The organism is Halalkalibacter alkaliphilus (genome assembly GCF_023555415.1).
GTDB classification, from domain to species: Bacteria; Bacillota; Bacilli; order Bacillales; family Bacillaceae_D; genus Halalkalibacter; species Halalkalibacter alkaliphilus.
This window is the reverse complement of record NZ_JAKRYL010000003.1, coordinates 58,451-77,901: the sequence shown is the minus strand read 5'-3', so window position 1 is coordinate 77,901 and position 19,451 is coordinate 58,451. Positions and strand designations below refer to the sequence as shown.

Sequence of the window (19,451 nt, the reverse complement as noted above, 5' to 3'; positions counted from 1 at the left end):
AAAGATAATTCTTAACTATCAGTAGTAGTTTCAGCCCCTCCTGATTCATTAGAAGATGAACAAGCAATAAGGCCAAGCGATAAAGCTAAGGTGGAAGCAACGTAAGCCTCCCTTTTAAACAACACAATCGACCTCCTGTTTTTTCTTTTTTTTATATTAATTAGCAAGGCTAACTAACACCAATGAATAAGCCGCTTTGAGACACCCCGCCATTCACCTTAACGATGCAGCAATTGATAGCAGTCTCCTTCAAACCTTTAATTGTTAACGCTTTCATATTAAATATAACTTTTTAATAGACCAATCTTTATGTATTGCAACGTTAGTCTAGTAAACCTTACATTAATTTGATTGTTTTTCGTTTACAAAATTATTGTATCACTATTAACTTAGTTTGTCTATCGGATCAACGAAGTTTTTTTAATTTTTTTTCAATAGTGGTGACAAGGATGGGCACCATTATGAATTTGTATTTTTAACATACGTTTCTGATCTGCTCTTTTAATGTAGACAGCAAAAGAAGGAACCACCTCTGTAATGGCGGTTCCTTCTTTCACTGTACGGATTCGTGCTATTCATTACTTAAAATCACTCACTCTTGCATTTTTATAGGATGATCCGACTGAAATGGCGACCGTTTTTGTGGCCTTCACTTCTGGATATTTCATTCAGCTTTTTATTCAAAATTGAATTCTTATTCTATAATTCTCGTCAGGTATTGTTCAAGAGTGAGTTTACTCTGTTTTTCGTTAAATTTATAGCTAAAAAAACGCCTCTCAAAACGTGCAAGACGTGTCAATATTAGCTTATTAAAAGTAACCCTTTGAAAATAGAGCAGTTTGGACAAATTAATTAAAAGTTTTCTTTATCCATAGTATTTCCTCTTTTTTCTTTTGTAGGCAAAGACAGCCTGAACTTTTGCAAGGGTCCTATACATTGCGGGCATGTGAAAATTAAGGACTTAGTTCATTGGGGACATTTGCCAATCGTCTTAGCTCCTGTCAAGTTACCGAAAAATAACGATGACACACAAATGTCAAAGTCTTCCCTCTTTCCATAATCGAACACTTACCCAGCTTCTATAGAATGACCTTGGGAATTAGACAGTTTCCAATAATGATCCTTCTTTTCCATTAACTCATTATGAGTCCCCTTTTCAATAATTCTACCATTTTCAATATAAAAAATTTTGGTAGCGTTCTTAATAGTAGAGAGACGGTGTGCAATAATAAAGGATGTTCTTCCAGAAAGCAACGACTCCAATCCTTTTTGTAAGGCAAGCTCCGTTTCCGTATCGATGCTTGATGTTGCTTCATCCAAAATCAAAATTTTCGGGTCAGCGAGTAATGCTCTTGCAAAGGAGATCAGCTGCCTTTGCCCAGAAGAAAGCCTTGTGCCTCTTTCATTTACTTCTGTAAAATACCCATCCTCTAAACCATCGATAAAGTCATGGGCCTGCACAGCCTTAGCTGCCCGAATCACTTCTTCATCCGTTGCACCGAGTCGACCATAACGAATGTTATCCATGATCGTACCAGAAAAAATAAATGGATCCTGAAGCATAATCCCCATTTTCTCTCTCAAAGAGGCAAGCGTAACCGTTTTAATATCGGTCCCGTCTATTTTGATTTGTCCGCTTTTCACGTCATAAAAGCGGCTAATTAGATTGACAATCGTTGTTTTTCCCGAACCGGTTGCACCAACAAGCGCAATCGTATCTCCTGGATTCACCTTAAAATTGATGTGATAGTAGTTGTTGTAGTCATTGTCTAATTGTATAAATAAAATCTATCCTTCGACTTTCAAATATACTCTTACATCAACAAATTATCCAGTTTTCGAATGACTGATTTAGAATCCCCTGCTGCTATTGACTGCCTTTTGGAAACTACTTTTCTTTTAGAACTTGAACTGAGTTCTTTTTGCAACCAGTTAAATTCAAGCTCTAGGTCTTCACAAAAGAGATCCCTCTTAACAAGAGAGATTAGTGAGAAAGGTGAAAACTAACAATTTCAATAGCCTCTTTCATTTCAACATTCTTTTCTGGAATTCTAATCTTTGTTTCGCATTGCCTTTAATGATGATGTCGACTCCACTATCAATATGTTTGTCAACATTTTCACCATTTATCACTTTCTTTACGGCTTCAACGCTTAAATAGCCCATATCATAAGGATTCTGTGCTACGGTCCCAGGTAGCTCTCCTTCTTCTATCAATTTAATCATATCGTTCGTTCCATCTGTTCCTATAATTGGCATGTTCAGCCCATACGCTTCGATCACCTCAAAAGCAGTTAATGACAATGTGTCATTGATAGCGATAATCCCTTTCACTTTAGGATGGGTTTCTATAATTTTTTCAATCTCCTCTTTAATTTTCAATGGTTCAGAGTATACATTTACTTTTTTCGCAACAATTTCAATTCCTGCATCTTCTAAACTTAAAGTAGCTCCTTGCATCCGTTCCGATGCAACCGGACTATATAAATCTACTCCTATTAATGCTACTTTATTTCCAGGCTGCAACTGTGAACCAAGTAACGCTCCTGCTCTTCTACCTAAAGCAACATTATCCGTACCGATATAGGTTGTTTTATTATCCCATTGATGATCGGTATCTAATAAAAAAACAGGAATATCCTTTTCAATAAACCGTTCTAAAGTAGGAATACTATAATTTGGATACATAGGGGAGATTATTAAGATATCAGGTTTTTCTATTAGAACACGCTCTAACATATCAACCTGCTCTAAAAATGATAAGTTAGTGGGAGCAATAATTTCACCCTCTATATCAAAATCCTCAAATCCTTTTCTCAAACCCGCTTCAATAATCCTCCAATATTCCGAATCTAAATCTTTTAATACAACGACTACTGTAGGTTTTTCATCAATTGAATTAAGAATAAAAGACAATGCAACGATAACTAGAGGCAGAACGAATAACCTTTTTACCATATGATACCCCGTCATTTCATATTTCTAGGCAATGCTATTTCATTAATAAGGAAATAAATTATAACCATAAACACCTTTACCTGTTAATTAATTTAAAAAAAGATAACGCTTAAGTTCTATTCTTGTCTTGTTTTTCACTATAACAAAAATGCTAGAGAGGAGACTTCTATTTATTTAGATGTAAACATTTAAAATATTCGGGAGTTAAAATCGATTATAAATTTAGAGGAAAGACCCTTTCTCTATGCTCGCAGCACCACGTAAGCCTAAAAAATATCCCCTAGTTGCGTAACTAGAGTAATTCCTTATGGCTGCCTTATTTCTTCTACCGTAATTCCTTGTTCAATGCACCATTCAACAAATTCAATTCTTTGTTCCGGATCGAAAATCCCACTCATGCATTCGCATACATCCGATTACTACTTTTGATAAGGAAAAATGATCATGTATATTTACTTTCACGAAAAAATACCTCCAGCATTCGTTTATAACAGTGATGAGGCAGTTTCCTTCTTAGTACAAAAGGATGCCGATTGGTTCGGCATCCTTCCTTGATAGGGTCGCGACCTAATTATTTTTGTTTCGATTCACTCGTCCATTTACTTTATAATCACGCATCTGAATATGATTGAAAAACGCGGTCGTATTAGACACACCTAAACCGACATACCCTTTTGTAAATGTATCATCCATTGTATCAATCACAATTTCATTATCTAACTTGACCTGAATCCGTTCACCTGATGTCACCACTTGCAATCGGTATTCTTTATTAGGTTCTAGCTCCAAACGTCCTTTATCGTCGTACACGACAAGCTCAGTCGCATTTCCGTTCTCTCGTTTCAGCAACTTCACTGCATTGTTACGTACATCTACATTGGCGACATACGCATTCTCTGCGTTTTCATCAGAATGGAACACGAGTGCCCCAGCACCAATTGGATTATCAACTTTATCAGAATCTGGAAGTTCAACTCTTGCTTCAAAGACAATATTTGCTCCAGAATGATCTGTCATGATAAATGCGTCTTCTTCAGGATCCTGACCTTGTTTTCCGTTGATTGTATCTGCCCATGTACCGTTAACAGTACTCCAACTCGACAAATTCGTTTTCACCGGACTTTTGCCCCAAATTGATCTAAGTGGGTAGAGCTCAAGCGATTTTAGCGTTACCTCTCCACCTTCACTGTACAATTGCAAACCTTCGCTTCCCTCTTGCGGGAAAATTTGACTCGTAATAGAGCGCAAACCATCATTTCCAAACACTTCAATCGAAGATCGATCAACAAATGCATGGATTTTGACCGTACCATTATCAGCCTGCATTGGAGCACCTTGAAGATCATTTACATTTGTCCCGAAATCAAATTCGCCCGAGTTGGAACGATCGACAAACAAACTCTCTTCAAGAACATCATAAGAGATGAGCGCATACTCATTTGAATCTCCTTTTCGAACTTGAAAACCAAACTCAGTTGCTGTTGTGTCCGTGACATCAAATTTCGCGATCAACTCATACGCATCACCGGAGAAGTCAGATAACAAGTCACTTTCACCCGAAATACGTTCATTATCCAATTTAACGCGCTGCTTTTGTTCTCTCAATGATTCCATGCCAACCGGCGTTTGGCGTAATTGCAGACCGTCTTTTGTATTAGTCAACTCCATCTTTCGCACCAAACTCATTGAACTGCGCCAGTTGCTCGTTGGAGTATCGTTAGCATATTGCCAATTGCTCATCCAAGCGAGCCAATAGCGTTCTCCGTTTTCACCTTCTACATTACTCCACTCTACTCCAGCATAGTAATCTGATCCGTAATCCGACCAAAGTACTTCTTCTGGAGGGTGATCGCTCGTAAATGTCGTTCCATCAAAGTCACCGATAAAGTACTGCATTCCAGAACCGCCTGCAATGGCGCCATCCTGCACACTTACTTGCAGCACCCATTTTGATTGACTTGGGTCACCGTCCACTGGAAGCTCCAACAAGGCAGGGCATTCCCACACGCCTCCGTAATTTCCATAGGTAGAATCGACCCAGTCACCAGAAAGCGCATCCCAATCCGTAAGCTGGCCTTCCGTTCTGTGTATATATGGTTCCGGTTCACTTGCAACCTGATCTACCTCTTTCGGAATATCACCTATGTTATACACATTCACATCGTCCAGATTAATGTGACCCCAGCCACCTGTTGCACGATCAACGACTTTTAAATACAACACTTCACCTAAAAATTCAGAGGCGTCCCACACATAACGGCGATACGTTTCATCACCATTAAATTTCGTATTCGGCTGTCGTAATAACTCTTGATCATCCGGTGCCCGCATCAACGAAACAAACAAATCATCAGGATTGTATCCACCACCAATAAGTAAGTTGATTTCACCAGAACCGTCAAGAGTAAAATACGATGAGTGCATCACGCCAGTTGGTCTGTCCCCACCGTGCTCTCCATTGTAACCCCAGTAATGGTAAGTTCCTTCATGATTAAATGTTCCGCCCCACCATTCGGTTGCATCCGTAACATGATGATCCATAAAAGCATCTCCCCGAACTGAGGTCCAACCCGTTAAATCCCCTGTTTCAAAATCACTATTCTCTATTTCCCTTGAGTCTGTATTAATATAATTTCGTTCGTACACATTTTGAAATATTACGGAACCGTTAGATACTTGTAATCCAAAATGCCCAGCTTCAAAGCCCTGATCCTCGACCTCGAGCAACTTCTCATTATTGATCGATACACTTATTTGATCATTCACCGCACTTACTTTCACACGATATGATTCTCCATCTGTAATTGAGAAATCTCGTTTAGAAATGACCGAAATTTCACCATTCTCTATCTTTTCAATGCGAACTTGATCCGCATCCGCATCCAAGCTAGTCATATATCCGTTCTTGGCATCAGCATCCGCTCGAAAAACAAGTGAACCAGTCCCTTTATCAACGATCACATCAACTTCATAATAGAGTTGATCTGCTTGTTGCTCACTCATTAATAAGGCAGCTTTATCGTCCTCTGCCACTAGACCCTTATTCGTCGTTTCCCAATTCCCGCTTACTTCTTGCAAACCAGACAAATTAGTGAGAAAGTTTGTCTCGTTATTAAAGTGAACGTTCCGATACTCTGCCGTTGAATTCCATGCCATTAAACCAAATTGCCCGTTCAAAAACGAAGCATCCTGTTCCTCAATAATGGTTTCCCCGTCCAGTAATACTTGGATTTGATCCTTCTCCGTCTTTACTTGTAAAGCATATGTCTCAAACGTCTCCAGCGACCATGACTCTTTCGCAAGTGTTTGTTTCTCACCTTCCTTTACTTTGATGAGCTTAACTTCATTCTCTTTTGCATTTAACTCCGCCACATACGCATTGTCCCCATATTGGTCGGAGCGGAAAACAAGACCACCAGAACCTTCACGGCCATTTTTCAGGACTAGAGTGATATCGGCTTCATAGGTGAAGTCTCCACCACGCTGCGGAGATAATGTGAAAATCTCCTCATCATGATATGCATTCGCTTGAATACCACCATCCGGACCAAATTCACTTGCATCTTCCCATTTTTTAAAATCCGGGGATGTGTAAAACATAATGCGGTCATCTGCAGCAAGGGCCATTACCCAATGTTCGCTTTCATCGTGCCAGAACACTTTCGGATCTCGCCAATCAGCTACAGGTGGATCAGGCATGACCGGGTTGCCCTCATACTTACTCCATGTACGTCCATTATCATGACTGTAAGCAATACTTTGAACTTGACCCTCGGGACCAGAGTGTGTAAATATGGCGATCATCGTATCCTTACCAAAACCAGCTGTATTATCATGATCAATGACAGCGCTACCTGAAAAGATATCACCGTACTCATCGGGTGCTAGCGCCAGCGGCAAATGCTCCCAACGAACGAGATCCTCACTGACAGCGTGCCCCCAGTGCATAGGTCCCCACGTGCGTCCATATGGATAATATTGATAGAACAGGTGATATTCTCCGTCATGATAGACCATTCCATTCGGGTCATTCATCCAATTCGCTTCAGGTGAAAAATGAAACTGATTCCGATACGGTTCATCGTAATAACCTGGATCTACACTACCAGCTACAGAACTAACCGGTAAACTTATAAGCAAACACAACACAAGCCCTACCACTAAAAATCTTTTAAACAACATACATTCTCCTCCCAATATCTCAATTTAGTTAGGAAAATTATGTCTGACCTGATGTATGAATTTGTAAGTTAATCCCACGTAATTAACACTTTCTCTATACTCCTAGATTGCTTTTTCACAAAAACCCTCTTTGACAACTCCTCTTCCAAGATCTTTATGAAATCTTCATTTATATCATTATCAATTGCTTTGTTGTATGCATCTATTAAGATTTCATCATCCACATAATTTAACACCGAATATTGTCTCCTTTTTATGTTTAGTAAACCATTAGGAGTTCGTCGAGGTTTTTCAAAAAGGGAGAGTCACCCTTTTTGAAAAACCTCTTCATTTGTTGGTATCGCAGATATGGCTCCTACTCTCGTACAAACAATTGCTCCTACCTTATTACTAAGTGTCGTGATCTTTTTGATTTGGTCAAAGTCCCCTATTGTTTTCTTTGGTTCTTCTTCCTTAGCTAATTGATAAAGCATAGCACCGACAAAGGCGTCGCCTGCACCTGTAGAATCTATCGAAGTAACTTTTATACTAGAAATGGTCTCTTGCTTTTCTCCATTTGAAATCAGTGTTCCGTTTTTCCCTAATGTCACAGCAACTAAGCATGCTCCTAGTTGATGGAGAACTTGAACACCTTTTGTTAACTCGTCAGCACCAGAAATGATGCTCAGTTCTTCATCACTGACTTTGACAAAATCAGCTAGGGCGATTCCTTGCTTAACGAGATCCACAAAAATGGATTCTCTTCCTTTCCAGAGGTCTGAGCGATAATTAGGGTCAAATGAGATAAACTGCCCTTCTTTTTTAGCCGATTGAATCGAGTTCAAATAAGTAGAACGAAACGGGTCTTCTAATAGAGCTGTCGCTGAGCCAAAGTGCAAAATGCTCGCCTCTTTTAGTCTGTCTTGATCTAACTCTTCTTCAGATAAAAAGGCATCAGCCCCTCGGTTAAAAACAAAATCTCTTTCTCCATTCTCCTTTAATGAGACAAATGCTAACGTTGTAGGATTTTCATCATCTAACATAAGCATTGATGTATCCACCTTTACGTCATCTAGTGTCTTTTTTAAAAAGTGACCAAACGGATCATTCCCAACTTTCCCACTAAACATTGCCGTACCGCCAAGTTTGACAATCGTCGCGCATACATTAGCCGGGGCCCCACCTGCCTGTTTCTCAAAATTCTGCCCACCGACTAAATCAATTCCAATATCTGTACAGAAAAAATCTATTAATAACTCTCCTATACAAATGACGGATGAGTTTGAATTCATTCTTGTTCACCTCTGTTTTCGTTAATGTGATAGAAAAAGGAGGAAACATAGAGAGGATAACTCACCCTCCTATAACCGTTTCCTCCCTGATGTCTTACATTTTTCTCTACTTATTTACAAGGGATTGAGACGTAACCAGCAGCTTTGATCGTTCCATTAAACGTATGAATCGAGATCGCTTCACAAGCCTTATCCGGATACACTAAACTTGTTAGAGAATACTCCCCACCATTAACTAGTAATTCTAAAGATGAAGAGTCAACAACTAATCGCAGTTGAACATTGTCTGTATTCTCAAGCTTCACCTCTTGATCGAGTAAGAACATATCCGAAAAATCAATTTGTCCAGACTTTTTACGGTCTAACACCAATACGTTCTTTGCTGAATCAAATGTAATCGTCGTATGTTGCTCTTTTGTATGATGCACAGTGATGCCAAACTGTTCTGCATCCACTCTCTCAAGATTTAAAGTCAAATCAACATACGATTCTTCAACTTTTATTGTTTTTGTTCCTTCTACGATACACTCGTCAATGTCAACCTTTTCAGAAAAATAAGAATTGAGTTCTCCTACCAATCTTTGAATAACTTTATAGTCTTCTCCAACTTTACGAACGGCAAGCTCCCTTGGTAACGTCATCTGACTGCGCCATCCGTCTGTTGGAACTTGGTTGGCATATCTCCAGTTACTCATCCAGCCAAGATAAATGCGTCTTCCATCCTCATCTGGAATATCAGAGAAGCTAACTCCGGCATAATTGTCTTTTCCAACGTCGAGTAATTTGATCGAGTCATGCTCTGCTGTAAAGGTGGAACCATCAAAGGAGCCAGTGAAATATTGTGTAAAGGATCCCCTGTCAAATTCAGGATTGTCTCCAATACTCACAATCAAAACCCATTTCTCTTCCTCACTATCTTCAATCTTTAATGTAAACAGATCCGGGCATTCCCACACGCCATCATGAGAACCAATCCCCTCTCCAAATTCACTTTCAAATTTCCAATCTATTAAGTTTGGTGACGAATAAAATGTGATCGTTTGACCTGTTGCTAATGACATAATCCATTTTTCTGTTTCCTTATGCCAGAACACTTTCGGATCTCTGAAGTCTACTTTCGTGTCAGGACCAAGAACTGGATTCCCTTCGTACTTTGTCCAAGTTCTTCCTTTGTCGTGACTGAAAGCTAAACTTTGTGTTTGAACTGGCGGCCTTTCTTCTGTGCCATCTAAATGATGCGTGAAAATTGCGACTAACCCTGGCTCGTCTGGAAAAAAACCAGACGTATTATTCCAATCTACTACAGCACTACCAGAGAAAATCGTACCATGTTCATCTGGATATAATGCAATATCGAGCTCCTCCCAAGTAATCATGTCCTTACTAACCGCGTGACCCCAATGCATAGGCCCCCACGTTGTTCCATCCGGATGATATTGAAAGAATAGATGGTATTCTCCTTGGAAATACACCATACCATTAGGATCATTCATCCAATTCTTTTTAGGAGCAAAGTGTAATTTAGGTCTGTATGTTGCTAGGGAATTAATTGTCATTTTCATAACCTCCATTATTATTCTGTTGCGCGATCATAACCCGCTTGTTTAATTTCTAACCATTCTTGGAAATTAAGTCGGTCTAATTCTACTAAATAACCTTCCCACTCTTCTTCTACTTTTCCATTTGTTATCCATTCTGCTCGTTTTCTATTAACGAAAGGCATTAAATCTGCTTCAATTGTTGAAAGTCGATCTAATTCCTCTCTGCTATGAAAGACTCTAGGATAGATATTTTCTGCTTGCATATGTGGAACCATCACTTCTTCCATTAAACCTAGTCTCCATGCAGCATCGTCTGGTTTCGTTGTAACCGTTCCATAATAGCTATCTAGTATTGCTAAAGGGCCGCCAATAGAAGTTCTCTCTCTCAATTCAACAGGTGCGGTACCGTCTAACGGTAAGTGCTTTAACATTTGAGCGCTTTCATCGAATTCAAAAATGTTTTGCTGCGAGTCATCCCCATACGTACCCCAGTTGTTTTGTACCGATTGAATCGGATCATACAGTTGATCAATCCATTTTGCTGTTAATTCAAGATTTTGGTTTGCACTTGTAATAACCATTCTTGAACGGTCAAAGCCCATTCCATTTGTTCTTGTTACATTTATGTGACCATCAGGACCTGCTAGTGGAGCCATTAAATCATAATCATCGTTCATACCTGAGATATTTCCTTTATCCCACGTAAAGTACAAACCATAACGTCCTTCTTGTCCTTTAGCAACATATCTCGGCCAATCTTGTTCGAAACCTTCAATATCCAATAAATCTTCTTCATATAGTTCATTCATGAATTTAATTGCATCTTTATATCCTTCATCTGCTGCTGTTAGTTTCACTTCACCATCATTTGTTACAACTGTACGATCCCAGTTATCACCTAGACCAAAGGAACCAAACAAGAATCCTGGATCTTGTCCGCCATCATTAATGATAAAGGACATTGGAATCGTTTGTCCGTCACCAGCTGGATCATGATCTCTAAATGCAATTAGTACTTCTTTTAATTCCTCAGTTGTTGTTGGCATTTCTAATCCTAATTCATTTAACCATTTCACATTAATCCAAGGAAAATTGTCAACGGAGTGAATACTTTCTTTTCCTTCTCCGAGCTCTTCAATCCAAGGGAAAGCATAAATGTTTCCGTCTGGAGCCGTCATCATTGCTCGATACTGTGGTGCTTCCTCTAACACCGCTTGTAAATTAGGCATATAATTATCAATTAAATCGTTAAGAGGAATAATGGCTTCGTCTTTTGCTAAATTTAATAATTCATAATCACTATAGCCAGCATTAAGTATTGCATCCGGCATTTCACCACTAGACATCGCTAAGTTTCTTCTTTCACCAAATTGTGCTCCTGTAAAGTTTCTCCACTCAATATGAACCCCTGTTTCTTCTTCAAGGCGCTGAAAAATTAATTTATCATTTGGATCCTCAGGTGCTAACGGTGAGCTTTCTGTTAAAAATTTTAATGATACTTCCTCTTCTAATGGAAATGAGATATCTGATAGCTCATAATCCTCAGACCATGTTTTTTCAGAATTGCCGCTACATGCAACGAGCAGTGACGTTCCAATTAACATTGCTGACACTGTTTTAACTATTTTTTTCATAACAATCCCCCACTTTTCTTTTTATTTTAATGACCCGACCATAACACCTTTTTCAAAGTATTTTTGGAAGAATGGGTACATAATTAATAACGGTAAACTTGCCACAACAATCGACGAATACTTGATCATCTCGGCTATCCTTTGCATCTCCGCTCTTGCAAGTTGATCTGCAATCATTCCAGGCTGTACTTCGTTTTGAATTAAGATGTCACGCATAATTAACTGCAGTGGATATAATGACCTGTCTTCCAGATAAATCATTGCGTTAAAATATGAATTCCATTGCCCAATGAAAGCATATAGAGCGAGTACAAAAATAATAGGCTTAGCCAATGGTAATATAATGTTTAAGAATATTTTGAAGTCAGAAGCACCATCAATTCTTGCCGCTTCTTTCAACTCATTTGGTAACGCTTTAAAATAAGTTCTTGCTAAAATAATGTTCCAAACGGTAACAGCTCCGGGCAATATAACTGCCCAAGGTGTATTAATCATCCCAAGCTCTCTTACAAGTAAATAGGTTGGGATCATTCCCCCATTAAAGAACATTGTAAAAAGGAAGAAAATCATTAAAGCTTTTTTCCCAACTAGATTATCAATAGATAAAGAATATCCTGCTAGAATCGAAAACCCCACCGAAATTAGAGTAAATCCACCAGCATATAAAATAGAATTTAGGAAGCCTCTCATGATGGTACCATCAGTAAATATACGAACGTAGCCGTCTATTGTCCAATGTTCAGGATTAAACGAGATTCCTCTAGTTACTAGAATATGAGGCTGTAAAAACGAACCCAATAACACATATAAAAGAGGAATCATAACAATTAATACAACTAAACCTAGTACAACTTTATTTAAAAGAAGTATGAAACGATCCGTTTTAGAGTTGTTAATTAATCTATCTTGGTTCGAGTTACTTTGAAGCAGTAGTCGTTTTTTCGTCCTTTTGCTTTGTTCTTCTTTTTTTAAGTTACTCATCCTACTAACTCCTTTCTAGTAAAGTGATTCACCATTAAATCGCTTGACAATATAGTTTACAGACACAAGCAACATCAAGCTTACAACTGAGTTAAATAATCCAACTGCTGCACCAAATGACCAGTCCCCTGCTTGTAACCCACGTTTATACACATAGGTATCAATGATTTCTGAAGCAGGTAAGTTCATGTCCGTTTGAAGAAGGTATGCTTTTTCAAATCCAACACCCATGATTCCACCAACTGCAAGAATAAAAAGGACAGCCATCGTTGGTTTTAATACTTGGACGTCAATATGCCAAATTCTTTGTAATAGTGATGCCCCATCAATCGTTGCTGCATCATGTAACTGTGGATCCGTATTTGAAAGTGCAGCAACATATATAATTGATGCAAAACCCGCACCTTGCCATATTCCAGAAGCAATGAAAATGGTTCTAAAATAATCCGGATCAGACATAAACGAAATAGGGCGATCCAGGAAAACCGATAACATAGCATTAATAGGTCCTGCTGGTGATAGGAAGATAAAAATCATCCCGCCGATGACAACTGCTGATATAAAGTGTGGTGCATAAATCATTAATTGAATGTTCTTTTTGATATTTGCTCTTCTCACCTGATTTAACATAAGGGCTAATATAATTGGAACAGGAAATCCGATGAGAAGTTCAAAAGCACTTAGTTTTATCGTATTTGCAAAAATTTGATGAAAGTTGGGTGATTGTAAGAAATTCGTAAAATGTGCAAAACCAACCCATTCACTTGCCATGATTCCTCTTGTTGGACTAAAATCCTTAAATGCAATTGTCACTCCATACATGGGAATATAATTAAATAGAAATACTAAGATGACAGCAGGTGCTAAAAATACATACAGCATATAATTATTCTTAATATAGTTTAGAGGGCTTTGTTTCTTTTTGGTTACATTAGGAACCTTATTAGAAGAAACACCAGCAACCTTAACCGGTGAGCCCAACTCTTTAGCCATGAAAACCCCTCCTTAAAATAGATTTATCTTTTGCTAACTCTTGAATCTTGGAAACTTTTATTCCTCCTACCATTTTCGATTTGCATCAATGTTTCAAAAAAGCTGTAATCCTTGTGTTTAAAGTAAGGTACCGCTTTCTTGTCTTTAATATAGCAAAATGTTTTAAGATTATATTTCAATATTTTTGGTTTAACTTGTTTAATATTTTCGGCATTTGAAAACGGTTGCAAATTAGACATAAAAAGTCCTCTAGTGGCTAACTAGAGGACTTCACTTTATTCAACTGCTTCATTCAAGGTAAACTCTTTTCTCGGCAACGAGTACGATGCTATTTTCATCATCACAAAACTGATTAAACTCATACCAAAAATAAAGATTAATACTGGGAAATTTATATATATATATAATACGATCGCTAACCCACCAATCATCATAATCGTTTGGAACGGTTTGGCAATAGCCAGAATTAAAGCATGTTTTGGATATTGCCAAATCTTTAAATCGAAATGAACAAATAGCGGAAAAATGAAAAGCAACGTTAATAAATAGACAAAACCAATAACTACTGTGATGCTCGCTAGAGTTAATTGTAAAAGGCCGGTATCTAATAATTGTAATACTCTTAAATCAATATATAGAATTAGGCCAACAAGTAAGAAAAGATAACCAATAATGTTGGACATGATGAATTCAGATTTAAATTTGCTCCAAAATAGTTTAATGACAGAGATATCTTCATCCTCCATTACCGATTGTCTTAAAACAGCAAACATTGCTGCAGTAGCTGGAAATAAACCTACTATAAACAGACCTAATAAAGAAAATATAAACCATAAAAGGTTTAATAAGACTAAATTAAATGCCAAAGTGCCTATTCGCATGTACCATGGTGACCTTTCAAACATGTTTGTGCACCTCCATTGTGATAACATTCGTTTGTCCACCTCTTCTTTACTTTACCAAAAGCATTGAAGATAATAGTTTAATATTTTTGGTTAAGGATGTTTAAAATATTCAGGTGTCCTAACACACTCAGCATACTTAGCAAGACTCCACAAAAAAACCCCTATCATTCTAGGGGTTTTTCTAGTCAACGTAGCTTGCTAATGGCTAAGCTCGCCCGCTAGAGATGCTAAAAACTATATAACTTTGCTCATTGCGTCGAGTTGAGGGCGTTATTAATTTTTTCTACGGCTTCGTCTGCAGCTTCTTTTACGTCTTTTTCGTTGAGAACAATGTCCTCAAATAATTCCTTAATAGCGTTACTAATAACTGGATAAGCTGGGGTGACTGGGCGGTTCTTTGAATAGATTTGTCCTTGTTCAATAAAAATGTTTTTTGGATACTCTTTAAGCTCAGGCAGGTCCTGGACTACGGAGTATCTTGCAGGGATATCTCCTGTGATCTCCGAATGCTTTTTGACAGCGTTATAGCTTGTAGCAAATTTAATAAATTCCCACGCTTCATCTGGATGTTCAGACTTTGCTGAAATCCCTAGAGCCCAACCTCCATTTGGTGTAACTTGGTAATCAGCTTTTGGCAATGGTGCGATCCCAAAGTCTTCTCCTAACACCAAACCATAACTTTCAAAATCTACTAAGTGCCAAGATCCCATGACCGTCATAGCAAGCTGATTCGATTCAAATGGAGCTGGAGGCAACTCGACCGTTGCTACACGATGCTTCAAATATAAATCTTGATAAAATTTAAGGGCTTCCAATGCTTCTTCAGAATTTAAATATCCATCAGCTGTTGTCGCATCTGGACTTAATACATCTGCTCCGAACTGCCACAGGAATGGCAATTTAAAATAAGCTGGGCCTTCTCCTTCACCAAAGCCTTGAGCCGGGTCGATCCCATAAATACCCTGTTCTGGATTATGAATTTTCTGGGCAATCTCGAGTACCTCGTCCCATGTCATCGCTTGTTCACTTGACGGAAAAGGGATCCCAGCCTCATTTAATAGATGCTTATTATAAAATAAAGCAATACTTGATTCGGCGATAGGGGCAAGATAAATTTCATCCTGATAGGTTAACCCTTTTAATGTGTGCTCAAAGATGTCATCAATATTGCCTTCTTCTTTCATGTATCGATCTAACGATAATAGCGTACCGGCATTGGCATATAAAGCTAAGTTAGGACTATCAATGGACATAATGTCGGGATGGTTTCCAGCAACTAACTCAGTTCGGAGCCTGAGTTCATATTCATTAGCCCAGTGCATGGAAAGCATATTGACCTTTATATGAGGATGAGCTTCTTCAAACTCAGCAACCAACTCTTCATATGCCTGATTAGACGCTGGGTTCGCTAAATTACGTAAAAACGTAAGCTCAATTAGTTCTTTCTCATTTTTTTCATCACGCTCACTAGAATACGGGGCAACATAAATGAATGACACCCCAGCAAGTAAACATAAAATAATGACGATTACAGCTCTTTTACTCACCTGGTTTCCCCCTTTCATTTTCCTTCCTTAAGCATTCAATTTATGACAATTCGGATTTACGAAATTCCACAGGTGTTTGCCCAAAATGTTTTTTAAAAACGGTACTAAAGTAGCCTGAATTCGAAAAACCAACTAAATTAGCCACATCAATGATTTTAAGCTGTTGATCTTTAAGAAAGTGCTTCGCTTTTTCCATTCGTAAATGAACGAGATAATCACTAAAGTTTTGTCCAACTTGATGTTTAAACGTTTCTGATAAATAAGCACTATTTATATGAAATAATTTAGATAATGAAGTAAGCGAAATCTCATTAGCATAATGCTCGTCCAAATAGTGTCGTATACTTTCAATTAATTTGCTGTTTGAAAAACGAGCTAATCGTACTTTTTCAACAATTAACTGTGCTAATTGGATTAGAAACTCGATTACTCTATTTTGAGAATTTAGCTCCCAAATACTTTGTTGGCAATTCCAAATCGTGTTTTGGATATCTTTCGTCTCGGTATCGTATTTCTTCACCAATGAACCTAATAGAAAGAGTACTCGGTTGGCTACAAAGGTAAAAGATAAAACAGATTGCGCCTTTGCTCCCCCAAGGACATTGTTAAGATTTTCTTTAAACATCTCGATATCAACATTTTCAATAGCATTTGTTAACTTTCGTTCAAAATCAGGAGAAAAATCAAAAACTGCCTCTCTCGCTGCCGTCTCATCGATAACTTGTGATTGACCGCCAAGTTGACTTTGACTCCAAGAAAGCAAGCTAGAGATATACCCATTTCTAAATTCTTCAAGACCTTTTACAACATTTCCAATTCCTATGACCGTTTCTAAGTTTAAGTATTTCTTGACCTTTTCTTGAATGGACTTTACTAAGTTTGGTGTCTGCTCTGGAGTTTTTGAATCGAGCAGCTGCAAGAATTGAACCATATTCGTATAACTTGGATCGTAAAACGAGTACGTTCCTTCATGTTCTTTCGCTATTTCCTTACATAACATTTGAAAAGGAAGCCATAATTCCTTTAATCGATTCGGATTATCCTCCGATTCTCTAATTTCTACCGTTGCAAACTGCACTGTTACATTTTCATCTGCCAGTTCCTCTAACTGCAGCTGCAGAAGCCTCTCTTTCACCATCCCAAGTTGCAACCATTCTCCTTTTACTAATTGAAGAAAATATTGTTCTTGTACTTGCTGAAGATGAGAATGGACAAGCTGACGCATCCGATCTGATTCAATTTGACTTTTCTTCTCTTCCTCAATTTCTTTCCGTATTCTTCTTAATGCTTCTTCTAACTCATCAGGGGCAACGGGTTTTAATAAATAGTCTCTAACTCCTTCCTTCATTGAGCCGCGTACATAGTCAAAATCAGAATATCCCGATAAAACAATCAGCTTTACATGTGGATATTGTTCGTAACATCGTTTAGCTAATTCAACTCCGTCCATAATCGGCATTCTCATATCAGTAATGATTAAATCCACATCAATGTTTTTTAGTAATTCAAGTGCTTCTTGACCGTTGGAAGCTTCGGCAACAATTTCAAAGCCTTCTACTTCCCAGTCGACTTTAAACCGTAAGCCTTTACGAACTTGAATCTCATCATCCGTGATTATGACCTTCCTCACATATATCCCCCCTAAAATTAATACACAATGTAACGCGTGTCCCAACATTCTTTTCAGACTCTATTTGATAGGAAAAATCTTTTCCATAGTAAAGCTTTAATCGTCCAATTACATTTTTAAGACCAATACTGTTCCCCCTACTCTCTAATACAGTCATCGTTTCATCATCCATTTCTTCGTTAGCTAAATTCGAAATAACCTCCTCAGACATTCCTATCCCTTTATCTTCAACAACAATGTATACGTCTTTTCCAACTTTTTCCGTTTTTATATAGATTTGTGCAGACGATTTTTCAATAAAACTATATTTCACTGCATTTTCTACGAGCGGTTGTAAAATAAATTTTATAATCGGGAATCTTTTTGTTTCTAGGTCCTCGTCAATATCAACTTTTATAGCATCCTCGTATCTTAGCTTTAAGATGTCTGTGTAACTTTTAATATAACTTACTTCTTCACCTAACTTCACGACGTTGCTTTTTGTATTCAATGAATACCTCATCATTCTGCCTAAATAAACACTGACATTCATAACCTCTCTATTTTTTCCTTGAACGGCTAATCCCCCAATGATTTCTAGAGTATTGTTTAAAAAATGTGGATTAATCTGCAGTAATAACGCTTTATACTCAGCATCTTTCCGGCGCAGGTTAGTCTCGTATTCTGTTTCGATTAACTTTTTTAATTGTTCAATAGTGCGATCGAACACTTTAATAAGATAACCGACTTCATCGTTATGCGATTTTATTGTCGGCATAAAGCGTTTGGCCCCAGCAAAATCCCCACGTTCGATATATCCCATCGCTTTCGCCAAATTTCCAAGTGGTCTTGTAATCGTTGAAGAAAGCATAAAAGAAGCGACAATTGTTAGCATAAATACAACAACACTCGTCAGTAGTAAGTTGCGCTGCAAATTGTTCACTTTTGAAAACAAGTCAGACTCAGTCACTTCACTAATTAAAATCCAATCTCCTACCGGTAATTTTTGAAAAAACATAAAGTAAGTTTCGCCATTATTGTCCGCTTCGATTAACCCTTTTTGTTGATAACCATTCTCTATTTCAGCCAAACCTTGTTTTAAAATATTATGAGGGAGATCGACTTGTCCTCCAAAAACATTTGACCCTTTTTGGTCGATCAAATAGGCTCGACCTTCTAGTCCAATTTTAATTTTATTTAAAGCCATCTCTAGCAAGTCAGATGGAAAATTAACTTTGATAACCCCGCTTGGAACTAATGTATTTGTATCAAAGAGAGGCAAAATATAACTGTTTATTTCACCTGTATATGGCTGCAATTGGTCAATATGTGACTTAGCAAACTGTTGTTCATGTTCAATAAATTCTTGGAACCACTCTTCCTCATCGAGGTCTGGATTATTCCCCCAAATCCCAGTACCATCATAAAGAAGTATCGAAATAGACATAAAATTTGAATTGTTCACCATCATGGATGATAACAATCTTCTTAGTTCATTCTTCACCAGCAAAGACTCATCATCCGCACTATTCTCTTTTTCAAGCCTTAACCACTCTTGAGTCGTTTCGTTAATGAGCACCTGCTTGCCTAAATCTTCGGCCTGTGTCGTAATCGAGTCAACATACAACAAATACTGATCCATCATTTCAATTGTTAAATCTTGTGCCTGATCTCTAATAATAGTTGTAAACCAGCTTGGAATAATAATTGATAATAGAATAAATGGAATCGTTAGCAAACATGTAAAAATAAGAAATAAACGATTGCGTAATGTAAAAAACATTTCAACCTTCTTTCCCAATAAGATAAAAAAAGAAATCCCTTACATTT

General features: G+C 37.8%; 13 protein-coding genes and 1 pseudogene. All 14 read right to left on the bottom strand.

Annotation, left to right across the window (positions count from 1 at the left end; genetic code table 11):
• Positions 1-1,068: 1,068 nt before the first annotated feature.
• A pseudogene (locus tag MF646_RS03580) lies at positions 1,069-1,743 on the bottom strand (ABC transporter ATP-binding protein); the annotation flags it as partial.
• A gap of 282 nt (positions 1,744-2,025) precedes the next feature.
• A complete protein-coding gene (locus tag MF646_RS03575) occupies positions 2,026-2,958 on the bottom strand; it encodes a sugar ABC transporter substrate-binding protein (RefSeq protein WP_250095120.1) in 933 nt (310 codons plus the stop codon).
• 567 nt (positions 2,959-3,525) lie between these two features.
• Entirely contained in the window at positions 3,526-7,140 is a 3,615-nt protein-coding gene (locus MF646_RS03570) for a GH32 C-terminal domain-containing protein (protein WP_420842475.1), read from the bottom strand.
• Positions 7,141-7,208: 68 nt separating this feature from the next.
• Positions 7,209-7,376: a sporulation histidine kinase inhibitor Sda gene (gene sda, locus MF646_RS03560; RefSeq protein WP_250095119.1), complete on the bottom strand. Its 168-nt coding sequence runs from the start codon at positions 7,374-7,376 to the stop codon at positions 7,209-7,211.
• 69 nt (positions 7,377-7,445) lie between these two features.
• Positions 7,446-8,411 (bottom strand): carbohydrate kinase family protein, encoded by a 966-nt coding sequence (locus MF646_RS03555; RefSeq protein WP_250095118.1) that lies wholly within the window; start codon positions 8,409-8,411, stop codon positions 7,446-7,448.
• Positions 8,412-8,521: 110 nt separating this feature from the next.
• Positions 8,522-9,967, bottom strand: a complete 1,446-nt coding sequence (locus MF646_RS03550; protein WP_250095117.1) for a glycoside hydrolase family 32 protein — start codon at positions 9,965-9,967, stop codon at positions 8,522-8,524.
• Between the two features lie 17 nt (positions 9,968-9,984).
• The gene (locus MF646_RS03545) at positions 9,985-11,586 is read right to left on the bottom strand and encodes an extracellular solute-binding protein (RefSeq protein WP_250095116.1); all 1,602 of its coding nucleotides are present in this window, start codon (positions 11,584-11,586) and stop codon (positions 9,985-9,987) included.
• A gap of 21 nt (positions 11,587-11,607) precedes the next feature.
• On the bottom strand, positions 11,608-12,567 hold the full coding sequence (locus tag MF646_RS03540; RefSeq protein ID WP_250095115.1) for a carbohydrate ABC transporter permease: 960 nt from the start codon (positions 12,565-12,567) through the stop codon (positions 11,608-11,610).
• Between the two features lie 15 nt (positions 12,568-12,582).
• Positions 12,583-13,449: an ABC transporter permease gene (locus MF646_RS03535; protein WP_250095323.1), complete on the bottom strand. Its 867-nt coding sequence runs from the start codon at positions 13,447-13,449 to the stop codon at positions 12,583-12,585.
• 134 nt (positions 13,450-13,583) lie between these two features.
• Positions 13,584-13,799, bottom strand: coding sequence for a hypothetical protein (locus tag MF646_RS03530; RefSeq protein WP_250095114.1), 216 nt, complete (start codon positions 13,797-13,799; stop codon positions 13,584-13,586).
• A 36-nt stretch (positions 13,800-13,835) separates the two neighbouring features.
• Positions 13,836-14,465 (bottom strand): YesL family protein, encoded by a 630-nt coding sequence (locus tag MF646_RS03525; protein ID WP_250095113.1) that lies wholly within the window; start codon positions 14,463-14,465, stop codon positions 13,836-13,838.
• A gap of 248 nt (positions 14,466-14,713) precedes the next feature.
• Complete coding sequence (locus MF646_RS03520; RefSeq protein ID WP_250095112.1) at positions 14,714-16,012, bottom strand: ABC transporter substrate-binding protein; 1,299 nt, start codon at positions 16,010-16,012, stop codon at positions 14,714-14,716.
• A 40-nt stretch (positions 16,013-16,052) separates the two neighbouring features.
• The gene (locus MF646_RS03515) at positions 16,053-17,642 is read right to left on the bottom strand and encodes a response regulator transcription factor (RefSeq protein WP_250095111.1); all 1,590 of its coding nucleotides are present in this window, start codon (positions 17,640-17,642) and stop codon (positions 16,053-16,055) included.
• Entirely contained in the window at positions 17,617-19,404 is a 1,788-nt protein-coding gene (locus MF646_RS03510; RefSeq protein ID WP_250095110.1) for a sensor histidine kinase, read from the bottom strand. Before MF646_RS03510 ends, MF646_RS03515 begins: the two co-directional genes overlap by 26 nt.
• Positions 19,405-19,451: the final 47 nt, after the last annotated feature.

Excerpts from the sequence above, each read along its gene's own strand:
- MF646_RS03575 (WP_250095120.1), bottom strand. The coding sequence starts at position 2,958 with ATGGTAAAAAGGTTATTCGTTCTGCCTCTAGTTATCGTTGCATTGTCT.
- MF646_RS03570 (WP_420842475.1), bottom strand. The coding sequence starts at position 7,140 with ATGTTGTTTAAAAGATTTTTAGTGGTAGGGCTTGTGTTGTGTTTGCTT.
- MF646_RS03555 (WP_250095118.1), bottom strand. The coding sequence starts at position 8,411 with ATGAATTCAAACTCATCCGTCATTTGTATAGGAGAGTTATTAATAGAT.
- MF646_RS03550 (WP_250095117.1), bottom strand. The coding sequence starts at position 9,967 with ATGACAATTAATTCCCTAGCAACATACAGACCTAAATTACACTTTGCT.
- MF646_RS03545 (WP_250095116.1), bottom strand. The coding sequence starts at position 11,586 with ATGAAAAAAATAGTTAAAACAGTGTCAGCAATGTTAATTGGAACGTCA.
- MF646_RS03540 (WP_250095115.1), bottom strand. The coding sequence starts at position 12,567 with ATGAGTAACTTAAAAAAAGAAGAACAAAGCAAAAGGACGAAAAAACGA.
- MF646_RS03535 (WP_250095323.1), bottom strand. The coding sequence starts at position 13,449 with ATGCTGTATGTATTTTTAGCACCTGCTGTCATCTTAGTATTTCTATTT.
- MF646_RS03530 (WP_250095114.1), bottom strand. The coding sequence starts at position 13,799 with ATGTCTAATTTGCAACCGTTTTCAAATGCCGAAAATATTAAACAAGTT.
- MF646_RS03525 (WP_250095113.1), bottom strand. The coding sequence starts at position 14,465 with ATGTTTGAAAGGTCACCATGGTACATGCGAATAGGCACTTTGGCATTT.
- MF646_RS03510 (WP_250095110.1), bottom strand. The coding sequence starts at position 19,404 with ATGTTTTTTACATTACGCAATCGTTTATTTCTTATTTTTACATGTTTG.